Genomic DNA, 17218 nt, shown 5'->3' with positions numbered 1-17218 from the left:
TACCGCATCGAGGAGCTTGCCGCCCGCGCGGGCCTCACGGTGCGGACCGTACGGGGGTACCAGGACCGCGGTCTGCTGCCCAGGCCCGAGCGGCGTGGCCGGGCGAACGTGTATGAGAGAGCGCATCTGGACCGCCTGCACCGCATCTCGGGTCTGCTGGAACGGGGCTACTCGCTCGCCTCGATCAAGGAGTTGCTCGACGCGTGGGACACCGGCCGGGGCCTCGGCGGAGTGCTGGGGATCGCGGCGGAGGTGGAGGGCCCGTGGACCGAGGAGCAGCCGGAGCGGGTGACGCGCGAGGAACTGCGTGAGCGTTTCGGCGGCCGTCTGGACGAGGAGGCCCTGGAGGACGCGATCGGCCTCGGCGTACTGGAGCGACTTCCCGGCAGCACGGACGAGTTCCGCGTACCGAGCCCCCAGGAACTCGCTGTCGCGGTCGAATTGTCGGCGGCAGGTGTCGGACTGCGCTCTGTGGCGGACCACTTGCGGGAGGTGCGCGGCCAGGTCGAGTACATGGCGAGCCGCTTCCTGCAGTTCACGACCGAGCACGTCTTCGCCCGCTACCTCGGGGACAACCAGGTGAGCGAGGATGCCACGGCCGAGGCCGCGGCGCTCATCAGACGGCTGCGCCCCCTTGCCCAGCACACGGTGGATGCCGAACTCGCCCGGGCCATGCGGATATTCGCCCGGCAGCACCTCGACCGGGTGACGGGCCAGGACGCCCCGGTGGCGCCACCACCGAAACACCCGGACGTACAGATTCCGCTGAACACAATTCAGGCTGTCAGTCGTCTTGTTGGCGACGAGGGCGTGTCAGCGTTCATCACCGCAGCCGCCGAACGAGAGGTGCACAACAGGACCTTGCAGTCCTTGGTGGCAAGTCAGCCGAAAGACAGCGAGGTTGCCCAATTGAACGAGGATGGAGGGTAGTTATCCACAGAACCGCCAATCAGCCTGTGGATAACCACAGTTACCTGTGGATCAAACCTGTTGGTCCCAATGGGGGAGGTCAGAACACGGAGCAGGACGACTGATCACATGGTCGCTTCATCGGGGTGCCGATCCGTGTCTCTCGAACCGCACGATGACGGTCCGTTCCCACGAGGAGGCGCACAAAGCCGACCTGCGTCCCACCAGACGTACAGACCCGGATCCGGAGCCAACAAGGCGCCCGGTCCGTGCCCCACGAGCCGTACAGTGACGGCGCGTTGCCCCGCCCGGCCTGGAAGAATCCGCCCATGCCCGACACCCCCGCCGTGCCCGCCGGCTCCCTGCGGACCCAGAGCCTCGACGACTACCTGCTCGGCCTCGCCGCCCGACAGCCCGCACCCGGTGGCGGTGCCGCCGCAGCCCTCCACGCGGCACAGGCCGCCGCGCTGGTCGGCATGGTGGCGCGCTACTCCACCGGACCGAAGTACGCCGACCACGCCCCGGCCGTGGACCGGGTCACCACCGCGGCGGACGAACTGCGCCGGCGCTCGCTGTCGTTGGCGGAGGCGGACGCCGCCGCGTTCACCGCCGTGACCGAGGCGTACCGGCTCCCCAGGAACGACCCGCAGGAAAAGGCGGCGCGCTCCGCGGCGATCGCCGCCGCACTCGTAGCGGCCGCGACCCCGCCCGCCGAGACCGTCCTCGCCGCCCAGGAGATCCTGGACCTCGCGCACGCTCTGCTCCCGGTCGGCAACCCGAACGTCGTCTCCGACATCGCGGCCGCGGCCGAGGCCGCGCGGGCGGCTGCCGTCACCGGCCGGGTGAACATCGAGATCAACCTGTCCGGCATCAAGGACCCGGACGCGCGGTCCCGTCTCACAGCAATCGCCGCGCGAGTCGACGACATCGCCGCCCGGGCCGACCACGTCACCCGCGAGGTGCGACAGCGGATCGCGAACGGCTGACCCGGCGCACAGCCGCCGCCGCAGCAGCAGCAGCCGTAGGAGAAGGCCACGCGGGCTCACCCCCTACCGGCGCTTCCCCCCTCCCTCTCCTCTCCCTCTCCTCTCCCTCTCCTCTCCCTCGTCTTCTTCCCCTGGAGGAACCGTGTCCGAGCCGAGCACGGCGGTCCGTACTCTCTCCGGCAAGCAACTCGCCGCCGAACTGCGCACCCGCGCCGCGCGGCTCGCAGCCGAACTCACCGAGGCGGGAACCCCTCCACGGCTCGCCATCGTGTCCGCGACGGAGGACGAGTCGAGCGCCTGGTACGTCCGCTCCCTGGCCCGCGCCGCACAGAAGTCCGGACTGCTCTGCACCCTCGTGGACCTCGGTCCGCACGCCACCGCGGAAGAACTGCGCGGCACACTCGACCGGCTGGGCACGGATCGCCAGGTGCACGGGATCATCCTCCAGACGCCGCTGCCACCCGGGGTCGTCACCGAGGACCTCACCTCGTCCATCCCTCCGGCCAAGGACGTGGACGGGGCCAACCCCGTCTCGCTCGGACGTCTCCTGGCGGGTCTGCCCGCCTTCGCCCCCGCCACCGCGGAGGCCGTCCTCGCGCTTCTCGACCACCACGAGGTGCCGTTGAGCGGACGGCACGCCGTGATCGTCGGCCGTTCCACGGTCGTCGGCAAACCCGCGTCCCTGCTTCTCCTGGCCCGCGACGCGACCGTCACCGTGTGCCACTCCCGTACCGCCGACCTCGCGGCCACCACCAGATCCGGGGAGATCCTCGTCGCAGCGGCCGGACGGGCGGGCCTGATCACCGGGGAACACGTACGCCCGGGTGCCGTCGTCGTGGACGTCGGCACCAACCCCACCCCGGACGGCGGCCTGGCCGGCGACGTGGACGCGACCACCGTCGCCGCGACAGCCTCGGCGCTCACCCCCGTACCCGGTGGCGTCGGGCCCGTCACGACCGCCCTGTTGCTGCTCCACACCGCGGAAGCGGCCCGCGCGGCGGGAGCGGCACGGAGGTAGCACCCCAGCGCGGGTCGCTCTGGAAGACGGCCTACGGGGGCTGGGGACGAACTGCGCGACCAGTTACCCGAAGGTCGGAGAATGTCCGGGGGAGAACCAGGAGACCAAGGGAACCAGGGGGACCAAGGGGGCCAAGGGGGCCAGGGGATTGCCCGGGGCAACCAAGGAATGGTGCGGGGCGAGCGAGCTACGAGGTGCCTCACTCGCCCCGTCCACACGCCCGGACCGACGCGTCCGGCCCGCCTCCCCCCCTTCCCCCCTGCGTCGCGCCCTTGCGTCTGCGCTTACCTGCCACCTCGATCAGCCTTCCAGGCGGGACAGCCCCTCGGTGGCGATCTGTTCGAAGACCTTCTCGTCGGCGGCGAAGTCCGAGTCCGGGATCGGGGCGTGCAGCACGATCTCGGTGATGCCCAGCTCGGCGTGCGCGCCCGCGAAGTCGACGAAGGCCTCGACACTGCTGAGCGGTCCCGTCCTCTCCGGGGTGAATCCGGTGAGCAGAACCCGTTCGAGGGAGCCGGGGTCCCTCCCGGCCTCCTCACAGGCCGCCCCCAGCCGCTCGACCTGGCGGCCGATCGCGCGACGGGACTCCGCAGGCGTGCCCGACTCGAAGAGCTTCGGATCGCCGGTCGTGACCCATGCCTGCCCGTACGAGGCGGCGAGCCGCATGCCGCGCGGCCCCGTCGCGGCGACGGCGAAAGGCAACCGGGGACGTTGCACACACCCGGGGATGTTCCGCGCCTCGACCGCCGTGTAGTGCGTGCCGTGATGGGTGACGGCGGGCTCGGTCAGCAACCGGTCGAGCAGCGGCACGAACTCCGCGAAGTAATCAGCCCGTTCACGGGGCGTCCATGCCTCCTGACCGAGGGCGGTGGCGTCGAACCCGTTCCCCCCGGCACCGATACCCAGCGTCACGCGCCCCTGCGAGACGTCGTCCAGCGAGATCAGCTCCTTCGCCAGAGTGACCGGATGCCGGAAGTTCGGCGAGGTGACGAGGGTGCCCAGGCGGATACGTTCGGTCGCCGTCGCGGCGGCGGTGAGGGTGGGGAGGGCGCCGAACCACGGCCCGTCGCGGAAGGTTCGCCAGGAAAGATGGTCGTAGGTGTACGCGGCGTGGAAGCCGAGTTCTTCGGCCCGCCGCCAGATCTTCTGTCCTTCGGCCCACCGGTGGATGGGGAGGATCACCGTGCTCAGACGCATGATCCCGACGATACGCGGGCCTCCTGCCGCCACCGAGGTGCCGACCGACAAAGGAGATTCGGCGGACCCCGCCGACATCACGTCGGGGGACGCTACCGTGACGTCATGGGGACGCTGGAGAGGGCCGATCTTGAGGCCATGATCGATGAGGCGACGGTGGACGCCTACGGCGAGTACGAGCAGCGGGCCGGCCTGTTCGCCATGCTTGAGCAGTACCTGGCTCTGCCTTTCACCACTACGGTTCTCGGCGTCGAGGTGACGGTGCGCCGTGTCGACCTCACACCCGAGGGGAAGGTCGTCGCCTTGTGCTCTCGTGGCCGCGTCCGGCAGCCGATCGGCATCCTGGACCTGCCGTTGCCCGCCCGCGCGCCCGACGGTGTGGAGTGGATCGAGGCGTACCGCCACTGGGCCGGTGAGGAGCGTTGACCTCACCGCACACGGGACCGGTTCACACGAAAGGCTGAACGTGCCTGACACCGTACGGGCCGCGGGCGGACAGTCGCTCGCCGACCTCATTGAACGCAGCGCCGAGCTGAAGAGGGAACTGGTCGCCTTCGCTCAGAGCGCGCGCTTCGACCGGTGGTTGACACCACTGCTGCTGGAGGCCGCAGGGCCCGCACGGCATCTGGACGAAGGTGAGGCCGTCCGGATCATCGACCACTTCATCCTTCGCTACCGGTTGCCCGACGGCTCATCCGTGCTGGACCGGTTCCTCGCGGAGCGCAAGGACCTGAACACGGCCGACCGCGAGTTGCTGCTCGGCTGGCGTGACCCGGTCGAGGGCGTCTTCGAGGTCCAGCGAAAGGCCGGGGACGCCGTCGTCCTGCTGAACCTGCTCGACGACCTGGAGTACCGCACGTACTCGAACGTCGGGCGAGCGGCGTTCCGCGGAGTGTCCAAGGGGGGTTTCCTCCACACCTGCCTGGTACCTGTCCACTCGGCCGACGGGGCGTGGCTGGTGTCCGGGGCGATGTCGTACTACCCCAGGTCCAGCGCGATCGACATGGGGCGGGCGGCGCTCGAACTGGCCACCAGTCGACCCGAACTGGTCTTCCGTAACCCGGTGAAGATCGAGCAGGGGTGGCGGCTGATGCGCGAGGACCGCGCCGCGTTCGTCGAGTTCTGCGGCAGCGACGAACTGGTCCTCCCGGCCGCTGAGGCCGAGAGCCTCCTCAACGCCTACTACCGCCATCGCCAGGACACCGCCGTGGCCGCACGGCCAAGCCGTGCCCGGCGCAGGCGGCCCGAACCGGACCTACTGCTCTTCGAACTGGGAGAGCTCGCGGACGCGGACACCATCGGTGTCATCTATGACGAGGCCGACGGGCTGAACTTCTACGCCGACTACGGGATGCTGCGGGACCTCTTCGCGGAACCCACCCTCACGGGCCGCAGGCGCCACCAGAATCTGCTCCGCACGTACCTGCGAGAGGAGTCGATCACGCCACTCCCCATCCGCCGACTGGCCTCCGCCCACCCGCGGACTGCCGACGAGGTATTCCAGAAGCTCCTGCGTAAGCCCGGATTCACCTGGAGCGAGGACGGTGAGACGCTGCTGCGCCGGTACAAGCCCTGGTACTACGAGAAAGAGCCCCGCCCGGGCGTATCCGTCATCGGCGACCGCCTCAGTGAGCTTGCCGCCAACCTCCGGTAGTCACCACGGAGCGCCGGCGGGCTTCCTGTTTTCGCAGTTCAGCCCGTGACAGGTGAACAAGCCTTGACCGAGGTGACGAGGGCGCCCAGGCGATACGTTCGGTCGCCGTCGCGGCGGCGGTGAGGGTGGGGAGGGCGCCGAACCAGGGACCGTCGCGGAAGGTGCGCCAGAAGAGGTGGTCGTAGGTGTAGGCCGCATGGAACCCCAGGGCCTCGGCCCACTGCCACTTCGCCCGTCCCCCCTCGTGCCGGCGGTCGGTGGGGAGGATGACGGTGCTCAGACGGATGCTCGTACGGTGCTCAGACGGATGCTCATGGGGAAAGGTTATGAGCAGGTGACCCGGCCCCCGGCGAGGTGGTGCGTCGCGAGGGGGTGCATCGCGACATGCACCTCACGGCACCGGGATCACCGGCCGCGCCGAGCGCGTGATCGGTCCCGGACGCAGACCTAATGTTCCGGAGCCGTCCCGAGCAGGACGTAGGCCTCGTCCTCGTCTAGGGCGCGTTCGTCGAGAAGGACGAGCGAGCGCTCCCCCTCGGGACTCCAGGTCACCATGCGGTACGGGCTGAGTACGGAGTCGTCACTCGCGAGCACCGTCACCCCTGCGGTCCGGGCGAAGAGCGCCACGACACGCTCTTCGTCGACACCCTCCTCGGCACGTTCGCTGCGCGGGAAGACCATGATCTTGAACGGGAAGTCCCCCGCCGCTTCGCCGATCTCGACCAGCAGCTCGACCTCCTCACCCAGCGGCCCCCCCGGATTTTTCTCAGCGGCCACCACAACGGCCTCCTCCGGCAGCCCGAAGGCGAGGGCACCCCAGCCTCGGACGGTGGCTTCGGGAACAGATCGGGGGGCGAGGAACTCCGTCAGGAACACTTCTTGTCACCTCTGACTCTTGTGGGAGGCGAATACCTCCCGCGCTTGCTGAATCTGCGCTGGGCTGATGCGTTCCCGCTCAAGTTGCAGGGCGGTGGCAGCCTCATCGCCCCCATGTTCGATCATCAGCTGCAACGCGCGGAACGCGCCACGATCCATCTGGACGATGCCGTCCCCGGCAATGGGATAGGTGTGAGCCCCCTCCACCCGGTATGTCCTGCCGTTGACCGTGTAGTCGTTGCCCTGGCGTAGGGCGAGACCGTCATTGATCGCCTCGATATCCGCCTTCACGTCCACATGAGGGAGCACTACGGAGTTCTCCTTCTTCTTGACAGTGTTGGGTCGTATGCGATCCAACGAATGCCGGTCATGGGGCACGCCCGCAGGCACCCTTGGGGTGTTCCGTGCCGCTCCAGCCGCGTCGCCTCCGGCGGACATCAGCGCCCGGAAGGCACCGGGGTCGAGCACGGGAATACGCAGTCCCTCGGGCGTGACGGCCACTTTGACCAACTCACCGAGGGCGCCGGGCAACCCACGGACTATCGTCTTGGCACCCGCCCCCAGCCCACGCAACGTGCCCGCCAGGTTCTTGAGTCCGCCGCCGATACCCTTGAGGGCTCCTCCGCCCAGCGCCCGGAGACCGCCTGCCTTCCACAGCTTGCCGAGCTTGGCCATGCTGGTGAAGCCCTTGGTGGCGGGGATGCAGTCGAGGGCGGCCCAGATCAGGTCGCCCCAGCCTGCCTCGCCGTTGATGACTTTTCGTATCGTGTCCGCCATGACGACGAGGGCGGCGGCGAAGACGAGCCAGCCGAGCGGGCCGCCGACGATCATCACGATGAGGCCGACGATGGTCACGACCCATTTGCAGACGGTGACGATCTCGTCCCAGTGGTCGGCGACCCAGTCGACGGCCTCCTCCCACCAGTGACGGTTGGGGATACCGGCGTCGGAGGCGTCCTCGATCTTCTTGACCGTGCGCCGCGCCGCCTCCTGCCGCAGCCCCCGCGCCTGCTCGGCGAGCCTCTTCGCCGCCTCCAGCGCGCTCTGCGCGTCCTCCACCCGGCCCTGCGCGGCCTGCTGCCGCTCCCGGGCGTGCGTCGCGTTGCGGGTCGCGCGGCGCACTTCCGCCTCGTCCGGCTTCGGGATGTCACGGCCCTGGTTCTTGTCCGGGTCGTAGGAGTCGGCCTTCGCATCCGCCGTGCGCACACCCTCATTGGCCGTACCGAGAGCCGAGTGCGCGGACGCGAGGTCGGCACGGGCGGTACGCGCGTCTCTCAGCGCCTTGTCGGCCTTGTCCTGCGCACTCTCCAGGTCCGGCCAGTACGAAGCCAGCGCATCACCCGCGAGGTCGTAGGACTTCTTCAGCTTCTTCAGCTTGCCCGGGGCCTCCTGGAACTCCTCGATGAAGGAGTCGGCCGTCTTCCCCGCCCAGGACAGGATCGCGTCCTCGCCCGCCATCCCCTTGATGTCCCGCAGCACTTGGGCCACGTCGTCCGCGAAGTCGTGCAACGAGGCCGCGAGTTTCCTCACCCGTCGCGGATCACCCGGCACCGGGTCCCTGTCCAGATCCAGCACATGCCAATCCGTCGGACGATATGCCGCCACCGCTCCCCCTCACGGCTGCTGTCAGCTCTCTCATTCACAGCTTGGCATACGGGTTACGGCGCCGTGCCGGGACGAAAGCCGGACCGCGCACAGGCCGTGACCGGGCGCCCGGCCGGTCAGAGACGACTCCCGCGACCGGTCAGAAGCGCACGTGGCCGCCAAGCAGCTCAAACCACTCGCCTCACCCGCCACCGGATACACCACCACCGCCACCGCCACCGGACGACGCGGTCTTTCCCAGCAGGTCACGCATCGACTGTGCGGCGCGGACAGCCGCGTCCCCGCAACAGTTGTTGAACAGGACGTGCACCTCCCGCGCCTGCCGACCCATCATGCGGATGCGCGAGGTCCATTCGGACAGTTCCTCCCGCGTGTACGAGTGACGGAACTTGTCCTCCTTCGTGCCGGTGGCCCAGGCCTCACTGCGCCCGTGGAAGCGCACCACCGCGAGCTGCGGGGAAGTGACCCGGACGACGGGGGGTATCGAGGTGGGGAGTGCCTGGAGCATGTCCACGGCCACCGCGGCCGTACCGAGTTCTGTCAGCAGCGCGGTCGTGGCGGCGGCGCGGTCCCCGTGCCACCAGCCGGGATGCCGGAACTCGACGGCCATCGGCCAGCCCGCGGCCCGTTCCCGGCATTCGCGCAGGAATGCCTCGGCCGGCTTCTCCGGCGCGAGTCGGCGCGGGAACTGAAAGAGCAGCGTGCCCAGTCGGCCCGACCGGCGCAGCGGTTCCAGAGCTCCGCTGAACCGGTCCCAGACGTCGTCGAGCAGCCCGGGATCGCTGCCCGCCCGGTCCCCTCGCCGCGCGAGGAACGGGCGCAGGTCGGCGGGCATCGCGCGGGGCTGCGTCGGGTGCCCGGTCAGCAAGGAGAACGCCTTCACGTCGAAGTGGAAGCCCTCGGGGGTACGTTCCGCCCACAGAGCACTGTTGCGGGCGCTGGGCAGCCCGTAGTAGGTCGCGTCCACTTCCACCACAGGGAACCTGTCGGCGTAGTGCCGCAGCCTGCCCTCCGCGTCACGGAGACCTGTCGGATACCAGCCGCTGGACAGCAGCGCCTTGTCCGTCCATGAGCACGTCCCGACCCGGATCTCTCCCATGCCGCCCGCCTTCCCCGGGCCGTGCGGGGCCAACACTCGGCCGGCGCACCCCGCTCATACGCCTCCCGGCCGAAGCGTTCACACCGTGCGACCCAGCGGGTTTCCGCCGATCCGGCCGAGGTCGCGCGGGATACGTGACGGTCCTGTCCTCGCGGCAGCACGGCGAGGGCGGCGGACGGGCATGGGCCCAGCTCCTCGTCCTCCGTGCCGGGCGGCGCCCCCTCGCGAGAAGCGTGCCTCCGGCCCGACGCGTTCGGTGAAGAACCACCGACAGCTGAGGGGTGCGCACCGCTCGTGCGCCCCCGTACGCAGCCCTGTGGCGCCGCCGGGGAGCCCTCCCATCCCCTTCATTCAGCGTGTACGGAAGGCGCCGGAGCTGTGCCCCCACGTCACTGACCCCCCTCTCACCGGCGGTGGGGGCGCAGATGGCTCATCTGTGCGGCAGCCCGCACGCCCGTTCTGGCATATGCGACACAATGCGGAAGTGACCTCAGCGACTCCCCGGCCCGGGCCCGATACGTCCGCTTCCGCTGCCGCGCTCCCCACCGCACCGACCGCTCCGGCGGAGCTGCCCCGCTCCGCCGCCCTGGCCGCCGCGTCGAGCGGCGCCGGCCCCTGGAAGGAACCGGTAGCGGCGGGGACGCTTCCCCGGCTCATCGCCACCGACCTCGACGGGACACTGCTGCGCGACGACCAGACCCTGTCGCCCCGTACGGTGGCCGCTCTGGCCGCCGCGGAAGAGGCCGGGATCGCCGTCTTCTTCGTCACCGGCCGGCCGGCCCGCTGGATGGACGTCGTCAGCACCCACGTCCACGGCCACGGGCTCGCCATCTGCGGGAACGGCGCGGCAGTTGTCGACCTCCGGACGGCGGACGAGGAGAGCGGGCTGCCCCATCGCTTCGTGAAGGTGCGGCCCGTACCGGCGCGAAAGGCCGCCGAGGTCGCCGAGGAACTGCGCCTCGCCGCCCCCGGCACCACCTTCGCCGTCGAGCGGACCGGCGGGCTGCACCACGAACCCGGTTACCCGCCCTTCCACCTCGACCCGGGCTCCAGCGTCGCGCCCCTGGCCAAGCTGCTCGCCGAGCAGAGCCCCGACGCGGGCCAGCCCCTGCTGAAGCTGCTCGCCCACCATCCCGAGCTGGCGCCCGACGCCTTTCTGCGCCTCGCCAGGGACACCATCGGGGACCGGGTCGCCATCACGAGGTCGAGCCCGACCGCCCTCCTGGAAATCAGCGCACTCGGGGTGTCCAAGGCCAGCACCCTCGCCGAGTGCTGTGCCGAACTGGGCATCGCCGCCGAGGACGTCATCGCGTTCGGCGACATGCCCAACGACCTGGAGATGCTGACCTGGGCGGGGCGCTCCTTCGCGATGGGCAACGCCCACCCGGACGTCCTCACCGCCGCCTCCGCCACCACGCACGCGAACAACGAGGACGGCGTCGCCCACGTCATCGAGCGGTTCCTGGCGCAGGGCTGACCCCGGGGCAGCCGGTCACCGTGGGCGAGCCGCGCGCAGGTCGCATGGCGCGGACGGGAAGCCACGGGAAGCCGACGGGAAGCCGACGGGAAACAGTGCCCGCCGAGGCACTGTCCGGGGCGGCTGCCCGGGGCCGCTGTCCGGGCTGTCCGGGCGGCTGTCGGGGCCTACAGGATGACGCCGTGCTCCCTGAGCCACGGCACGGGATCGAGCGCAGAACCGTAGTCCGGGGTGAGGCGTACCTCGAAGTGCAGGTGGGGGCCCGTCGAGTTGCCGGTGGTGCCCGACTGCCCGATCCACTGGCCCGGGCCCACCCGCTGCCCCTGGTCCACGGCTGCCGAGGACAGGTGGGCGTACTGGGTGTAGTAGCCGCCCTCGTGCCGCACGACGACCTCGATCCCGAAGGGCCCTCCGCAGGAGACGCGCACCACCCGCCCCGCTCCGGCCGCGCTCACCGGTGTGCCGACGGCCACGGCGAAGTCCTGACCGGTGTGCTGGTGCGACCAGCGTTCACCCGAACCGCCGAAGCCCGCGGAGACCACGTACTTGGCCACCGGCTTGACCCACGGCCCCCGCGGCACCTCCGAGGCGGCCTGCGCCAACCGCACCGCACCACGGCACTTCCCCGCCGTGACCGAACTGTCCGCCTCCGCCTGCAGTTTCTGCTGAGCGGTCTGGAGCTTGGCAGTGATCTCCCTCTTCAGAACCACGAGGTGGGCATTGCGCTTCTCCAGGGTCTTCCACCTCCCCCTGGCCTCGCGCTCGTCGACCAGGAGCTTCCGGCTCGCGAGACGCGTGCGGTCCACCAGGTGCGTCACCGCGAGATCGGCCCGCGCGGTCATCCGCGCACTTCTCAACATGGCATCGGGATCATCCGCGAGGAGCAGGTCCGCGGCTATCGAAAGACCGTCGTCATGGGAGCGGTACTGCTCGCGGGCAATCCTGCCCACGTCCTCCTGCAACAGGACCAGCCGTCCGCGTTGCCCTTTGAGACGCTCCTCCAACTCGGCTGCCCTGGTCTTCTCCGCGGCTGCGGCCTTCCGACCGGACTCGTACTGCTCAGTGGCCTGTGCCGCCCGCCGGTAAAGGGCTGCCACCTCCGCGCTGGGGGTCTTGGGGCCGTCCGCAGTTTCGACCGGGGGCCGGGACACACCGAGCGTCCCCGCCAACAGCAGGCACATGGAAGGCGCCACGAGCGAACGCCGCAGGGTGCGGCTACGAATGCAAGAAGCCATGCCCCGGATCGTGGCTCCACTCCCGGGGACGATGCTCCCGCTGCTCCTGCGGGTGGCGCAGTGCGTAACCCATACGGGGCCGCCCGTAGCCCGAACAGGGCTCATGAAAACGAACGGACGGCGTTTCACGTGAAACATCGGATGAGGCGTCATGCGAACACATGACGACGCATGTTTCACGTGAAACATGGGCTCCTATGTTTCACGTGAAACATCGCGCCCTCATGACGCTTCCCGGTATCCGCCCGCGCCATCGAGGCAAGGTGAACGCGGGCGGCCCCGGCCAGTCGGGTGGTCAGTCCTTCGCGGTCGCGAAAGCCGGGCCGTCGCTGCGGCGACGCGGATCTCGCCTGGGCAGCTCCGGGGGCCTTTCCATGGCGGGGACACCAACCGTCAGAAGCCGCTCCGCTTCCTGTTCGCGTATCCACATCTCTCTCAAGGGGCCCTCGCTGCGAAGTAGTTGACTGACATCCCCTCGCTGCACGACACGCCCCGCGTCGAGAACGAGGACCTCGTCCACAGCCCCCTCCAGCCCCGCCAGCCGATGGGTGATCAACAGAGTGGTACGCCCTTCGGTGGCCGCGAGCAGGTCGGTGGTGAGCGCGTCAGCCGTCTCCAGGTCCAGATGCTCGGCGGGTTCGTCCAGGACCAGCACCGGGAAATCGGCCAGGAGGGCCCGGGCCAGCGCGAGCCGCTGCCGCTGGCCGCCGGAGAGGCGTGCGCCGTGTTCGCCGATCATGGTGTCGAGGCCGTCCGGGAGCGAGTCCACCCACTCTAGAAGGCGGGCCCGCTCCAGCGCCGAGCGCAGCGCCGGCTCCTCGGCCTCCTTGCGGGCGAGCAGCAGGTTCTCCCGTATCGAACTGTCGAAGTGATGGGCGTCCTGAGCGCACAGACCCACGATGCGGCGCAGGGTGTCCCCCCGCAGTTCCTCCGCTCCCGTCCCGCCGAGCAGGTAGTCACCTCCCGACAGGTCCAGGAAACGCAGCAGGACCTGCGCGAGCGTCGTCTTCCCCGAGCCCGAGGGACCCACCACAGCGATCCGGCGCCCTTCGTGAATCGTCAGGTCCAGGCCGCACAGCGCGTCGCGCTCCCCTCCCGCGTACCGCGCGGTGGCCCCTTGGAGCCGGAGCGGGAACGGCGAGGCGGGCGCGGGCCGGGGCGTGACCGGTTCCCGGACGGGCGCCGGAGCGTCGAGCACCTCGTGCACCCGCTCCGCACTGCGCCGGACCCGCTCCCGGTACTGCACGGCGACCGGCATGCCGATCACCGCCTCGAACGCGGCGAGCGGCGTGAGGACGACCACCGCCAGGGCGACCCCCGACAAGCGGCCCTCCGCGACCGCCGGTACGGCGACAGCGGCGCAGGCCGCCACCGTCAGGCCGGTGATGAGGGCGGTCAGCCCGTCGCCGAGCGCGGTCAGGGCCGAGGCACGCGAGGCGATCCGGGTGAGCCGGCGGTCCGCCTGTGCCACCGCGCGGAGCCTGCCCGGCAGCGCTCCCGCGACCGTGAGTTCCCCGGTACCGGTCAGCAGGTCGGTCACACGGACGGCGAGCTCTCCTCGAGCGGGGGCGAGTTGCCGTTCCGTACGACGGGCTCCGCGCACCGTGAGCATGGGGACACCGGCACCGGCGAGCAGCAGCCCCGCCGCGAGTACCGCGCCTGCCGCCGGAAGCAGCCACGCGGTGAAGCCCACGGTCCCCGCGCCGACGACCACCGCCGCGCCCGCCGGAAGCAACCAGCGCAGCCAGTAGTCCTGGAAGGCGTCGACGTCGGCCACCAGGCGCGACAGCAGATCGCCGCGCCTGCGGCCGCGCAGCCCGGCGGGGGAGAGGCGTTCGAGTCCACGGAACACCGCGACCCGGGTGTCGGCGAGCATCCGCAGCACCGCGTCGTGCGAGACCAGCCGTTCCGTGTAGCGGAAGACGGACCGCCCGATGCCGAAAGCGCGCGTCGCGGTCACGGCCACCATCAGGTAGAGCACCGGTGGCTCCTGGGAGGCCCGCGAGATGAGCCAGCCGGACGTGGCCATGAGCCCGACCGCACAGCCGAGCGCGAGCGCGCCGAGCAGCAGGGCGAGTGACAACCGCCCCCAACGGGCCCGGGCGACGTCCCGCACCCGCCGCAGGGCACCACGATCGACCCCGGCCCCCGCTACGGCCGATTCGAGAACCCGCTTCCCCTCGGCTTCCTCCCGGAGAGCCGCTTCCTCCCGGGGAGCCGCTTCCTCCCGGGGAGTGGGGACAGGCGCGGGGGCAGCCGAGTCGCCCTCGTCCGCCGCATCCGCCCCTGACCAATCTGCTGTCCTCCAGGCGTGGTTCGGCTCCGCCACGGCGCGGCTCGGCTCCGCCGCCACAAGACCCTGCGAAACCGTGCGCCTGACCGGGCGACCGATCCGGACAACCCGGTCGGCCACCGCGAGCAGGGCCGGTCGGTGGACGACGAGCAGCACCGTACGTCCGACGGCCAACCGCTGTACGGCCTCGACGATCTCCGCCTCCGTACGCCCGTCGAGGGCAGCGGTCGGCTCGTCCAGCAGCAGGATCGGGCGGTCAGCGAGGAAGGCGCGGGCCAGCGCGAGCCGTTGGCGCTGGCCCGCGGACAAACCGGCGCCGTCCTCGCCGAGCAGCGTGCGGGTCCCCTGCGGCAGCGCGGACACGAACTCCCAGGCACCCGCCGCCCGCAACGCCTCCTCCACCTCCCCGTCCTCGGCATCCGGCCGTGCGAGCAGAACGTTCTCACCGATCGTTCCGGCGAACACGGTGGGCTGTTGTGGGACCCAGGCGATCCGCTCGTGCCAGCGCTCCGGGGAGACCTGGGCCAGATCCGTTCCCCCGAAGAGGAGCCGTCCCGACTCGGGCCGCACGAAACCGAGAACCGTGCTCAGCACCGTGGACTTCCCCGCGCCGCTCGGGCCGACGAGCGCCACCGTCTCCCCCGGGGCCACCGACAGTGAGAGTCGTTCCACGGCAGGTTCGTCCCGTCCCGGATAGCGCACCGTCACCGCGTCCCAGCGCAGCGCACCGCGCTCGGGGACCGACCCGGTACCGGCCTGCGGCGCCTGCGCCTCCAGTACGGCGAACACCTCTTCGGCGGCCGCCAGCCCCTCCGCCGCGGCGTGGTACTGGGCGCCGACCTGCCGCAGGGGCAGGTACGCCTCCGGGGCGAGGACGAGGACCACGAGCCCGACGTACAGATCCATGTCGCCGTGGACCAGCCGCATCCCGATGGTCACGGCGACGAGCGCGACCGACAGGGTCGACAGGAGTTCGAGGGCGAAGGAGGAAAGGAACGCGATGCGCAGAGTGCGCATGGTCGCGCGCCGATAGGAGTCGGTGATCTTCCGGATCGACTCGGCCTGCGCCTTGGCCCGGCCGAAGACCTTGAGGGTCGGCAGGCCCGCGACCACGTCGAGGAAGTGACCCGACAGCCGCGACAGGAGTTCCCACTGCCGGTCCATGCGGTTCTGCGTGGCCCAGCCGATCAGCATCATGAAGACCGGGATGAGCGGCAACGTGATCACGATGATCAGCGCCGAGACCCAGTCCTCGGTCACGATGCGGGCCAGCACCGCCACCGGTACCGCGAGGGCAAGCCCCAGCTGCGGCAGATAGCGCGAGAAGTAGTCGTCCAGGGCGTCCACTCCCCGCGTCGCGAGGTTCACCAGGGAGCCGGTGCGCTGTCCGGCCAGACCGGCGGGCCCCAGGTCGGCGGTCTTCCGCAACAAACGCATCCGCAGTTCGGACTTGACCGCCGCGCTGGCCCGGTGCGCGGAGAGTTCGGTCAGCCACGAGACCAGTGCACGCCCCAGGGCCACCGCGGCCAGGAGCAGCAGTGGAGTGATCAGTTCGTTCAGATGCCTCCCCTGCTCGAAGGCGCCGACGACGATCTCGGCGATGAGCATGGCCTGGCCGATGACCAGCAGAGCGCCGAAGACGCCGAGAACCACCACAGCGACCAGAAAGAGGCGGGTGGCACGGGCGTAGTGCAGGAGTCGGGGATCGATAGGTTTCACGTGAAACATCCCTCGGTGTCGGTCCACGCCGGACGCGGGCCGGTCAACGGGTGGTGCGCAGACCCTCGGTGGGGCGCACCGTGCACCGCGTGGGCACGGTGCACGGTGCGCCTCACTGAACCGTCCGGTCCGCGGCAGCGACGGTGATCAGTGCGCGTCCGCGATGTGCTGCGTACCGATCCGCTTGCGGAAGACCCAGTAGGTCCAGCCCTGGTAGAGCATCACCAGGGGCGCGGCGATACAGGTGCACCAGGTCATGATCTTCAGGGTGTAGGGGGAGGACGAGGCGTTGGACACCGTGAGGTTCCACTGTTCGTTCAGGGACGAGGGCATGACGTTCGGGAAGAGCGTCAGGAAGAACATCGCCACGGTCGCCGCGATGGTCACCCCGGAGAGGGCGAAGGCCCAGCCCTCACGACCGCGCGCCGTCGCCACGAGGGCGAGCAGGAGAGCGGCGACCGCCACGAGCAGGGCGACGAGGCTCTTCGCGTCTCCCTTGTCGATCTGCGTCCAGACGAGGAAGCCGGCGGCGAGCAGGGCGGTGACCGCCCCGAGTCCCAGAGCGAGCTTCCTCGCCCGGTAGCGGATCTCGCCCGTCGTCTTCAGCCCGGCGAACACGGTGCCGTGGAAAGTGAACAGCGTCAGCGTGACCAGGCCGCCGAGCAAGGCGTACGGGTTCAGCAGGTCGCCGAGGTTGCCGACGTACTCCATCCCGGAGTCGATCTTCACGCCGCGCACGATGTTGCCGAAGGCCACACCCCACAGGAACGCGGGGAGCAGCGAGGCCCAGAAGATGGCGTGCTCCCAGTTGCGCTGCCAGTGTTCCTCGGGCCGTTTGGCGCGGTACTCGAAGGCGACTCCGCGCACGATGAGGCACACCAGGATCATCAGCAGCGGCAGGTAGAAGCCGGAGAACATGGTGGCGTACCACTCGGGGAACGCCGCGAAGGTCGCGCCGCCCGCCGAGAGCAGCCAGACCTCGTTGCCGTCCCAGACCGGGCCGATGGTGTTGATCAGCACCCGCTTCTCGGCACGGTTCCGGGCCAGCACCTTGGTGAGGACGCCCACTCCGAAGTCGAAGCCCTCCAGGAAGAAGTAGCCGGTCCACAGGACAGCTATCAGCACGAACCAGAGGTCGTGGAGTTCCATG

At 70.2% G+C, this 17218-nt stretch carries 13 protein-coding genes and 1 pseudogene; 6 read left to right on the top strand and 8 right to left on the bottom strand.

Annotation, left to right across the window (positions count from 1 at the left end; genetic code table 11):
• Positions 1-6 precede the first annotated feature (6 nt).
• The 3 genes from AB0J21_RS30205 to AB0J21_RS30195 all read left to right on the top strand — a co-directional run bounded on the left by AB0J21_RS30205 (position 7) and on the right by AB0J21_RS30195 (position 2913).
• Positions 7-930, top strand: a complete 924-nt coding sequence (locus tag AB0J21_RS30205) for a MerR family transcriptional regulator (protein WP_363149365.1) — start codon at positions 7-9, stop codon at positions 928-930.
• A 308-nt stretch (positions 931-1238) separates the two neighbouring features.
• Positions 1239-1895, top strand: a complete 657-nt coding sequence (locus AB0J21_RS30200; protein ID WP_363149335.1) for a cyclodeaminase/cyclohydrolase family protein — start codon at positions 1239-1241, stop codon at positions 1893-1895.
• A gap of 142 nt (positions 1896-2037) precedes the next feature.
• Entirely contained in the window at positions 2038-2913 is an 876-nt protein-coding gene (locus tag AB0J21_RS30195; protein ID WP_363149334.1) for a bifunctional 5,10-methylenetetrahydrofolate dehydrogenase/5,10-methenyltetrahydrofolate cyclohydrolase, read from the top strand.
• A gap of 300 nt (positions 2914-3213) precedes the next feature.
• Here the strand turns inward: AB0J21_RS30195 and AB0J21_RS30190 are convergent, their stop codons facing one another.
• A complete protein-coding gene (locus AB0J21_RS30190) occupies positions 3214-4110 on the bottom strand; it encodes an LLM class flavin-dependent oxidoreductase (protein WP_363149333.1) in 897 nt (298 codons plus the stop codon).
• Positions 4111-4215: 105 nt separating this feature from the next.
• Here AB0J21_RS30190 and AB0J21_RS30185 point away from each other — a divergent pair, with 105 nt between their 5' ends.
• Together AB0J21_RS30185 and AB0J21_RS30180 are read left to right on the top strand one after the other, a co-directional pair.
• A complete protein-coding gene (locus AB0J21_RS30185) occupies positions 4216-4536 on the top strand; it encodes a hypothetical protein (protein WP_363149332.1) in 321 nt (106 codons plus the stop codon).
• A 40-nt stretch (positions 4537-4576) separates the two neighbouring features.
• Positions 4577-5764, top strand: coding sequence for a hypothetical protein (locus tag AB0J21_RS30180; RefSeq protein ID WP_363149331.1), 1188 nt, complete (start codon positions 4577-4579; stop codon positions 5762-5764).
• 91 nt (positions 5765-5855) lie between these two features.
• Here AB0J21_RS30180 and AB0J21_RS30175 read toward each other — a convergent pair.
• The 4 genes and pseudogenes from AB0J21_RS30175 to AB0J21_RS30160 all read right to left on the bottom strand — a co-directional run.
• Positions 5856-6050 (bottom strand): annotated as a pseudogene (locus AB0J21_RS30175) (LLM class flavin-dependent oxidoreductase); the annotation flags it as partial.
• 161 nt (positions 6051-6211) lie between these two features.
• Entirely contained in the window at positions 6212-6541 is a 330-nt protein-coding gene (locus AB0J21_RS30170; protein WP_363149330.1) for a hypothetical protein, read from the bottom strand.
• A gap of 105 nt (positions 6542-6646) precedes the next feature.
• Positions 6647-8215, bottom strand: a complete 1569-nt coding sequence (locus tag AB0J21_RS30165) for a putative T7SS-secreted protein (RefSeq protein ID WP_363149329.1) — start codon at positions 8213-8215, stop codon at positions 6647-6649.
• A gap of 211 nt (positions 8216-8426) precedes the next feature.
• A complete protein-coding gene (locus tag AB0J21_RS30160) occupies positions 8427-9344 on the bottom strand; it encodes a DUF72 domain-containing protein (RefSeq protein ID WP_363149328.1) in 918 nt (305 codons plus the stop codon).
• 484 nt (positions 9345-9828) lie between these two features.
• On the opposite strand from AB0J21_RS30160, the gene AB0J21_RS30155 reads away from it, so the two are divergent.
• Complete coding sequence (locus AB0J21_RS30155) at positions 9829-10821, top strand: HAD hydrolase family protein (protein WP_363149327.1); 993 nt, start codon at positions 9829-9831, stop codon at positions 10819-10821.
• A gap of 167 nt (positions 10822-10988) precedes the next feature.
• On the opposite strand, the gene AB0J21_RS30150 is transcribed toward AB0J21_RS30155, so the two are convergent.
• The 3 genes from AB0J21_RS30150 to cydB form a co-directional block, all read right to left on the bottom strand.
• A complete protein-coding gene (locus AB0J21_RS30150; protein ID WP_363149326.1) occupies positions 10989-12056 on the bottom strand; it encodes a M23 family metallopeptidase in 1068 nt (355 codons plus the stop codon).
• 295 nt (positions 12057-12351) lie between these two features.
• On the bottom strand, positions 12352-16068 hold the full coding sequence (gene cydD / locus AB0J21_RS30145) for a thiol reductant ABC exporter subunit CydD (protein ID WP_363149325.1): 3717 nt from the start codon (positions 16066-16068) through the stop codon (positions 12352-12354).
• Between the two features lie 147 nt (positions 16069-16215).
• The gene (cydB, locus tag AB0J21_RS30140; protein ID WP_363149324.1) at positions 16216-17217 is read right to left on the bottom strand and encodes a cytochrome d ubiquinol oxidase subunit II; all 1002 of its coding nucleotides are present in this window, start codon (positions 17215-17217) and stop codon (positions 16216-16218) included.
• Between the last annotated feature and the right edge of the window lies 1 nt (position 17218).

Source organism: Streptomyces sp. NPDC049954 (genome assembly GCF_040656295.1).
Taxonomy (GTDB): domain Bacteria; phylum Actinomycetota; class Actinomycetes; order Streptomycetales; family Streptomycetaceae; genus Streptomyces.
The sequence above is the reverse complement of the archived record's forward strand: the minus strand, read 5'-3'. Positions and strand labels throughout refer to the sequence as shown.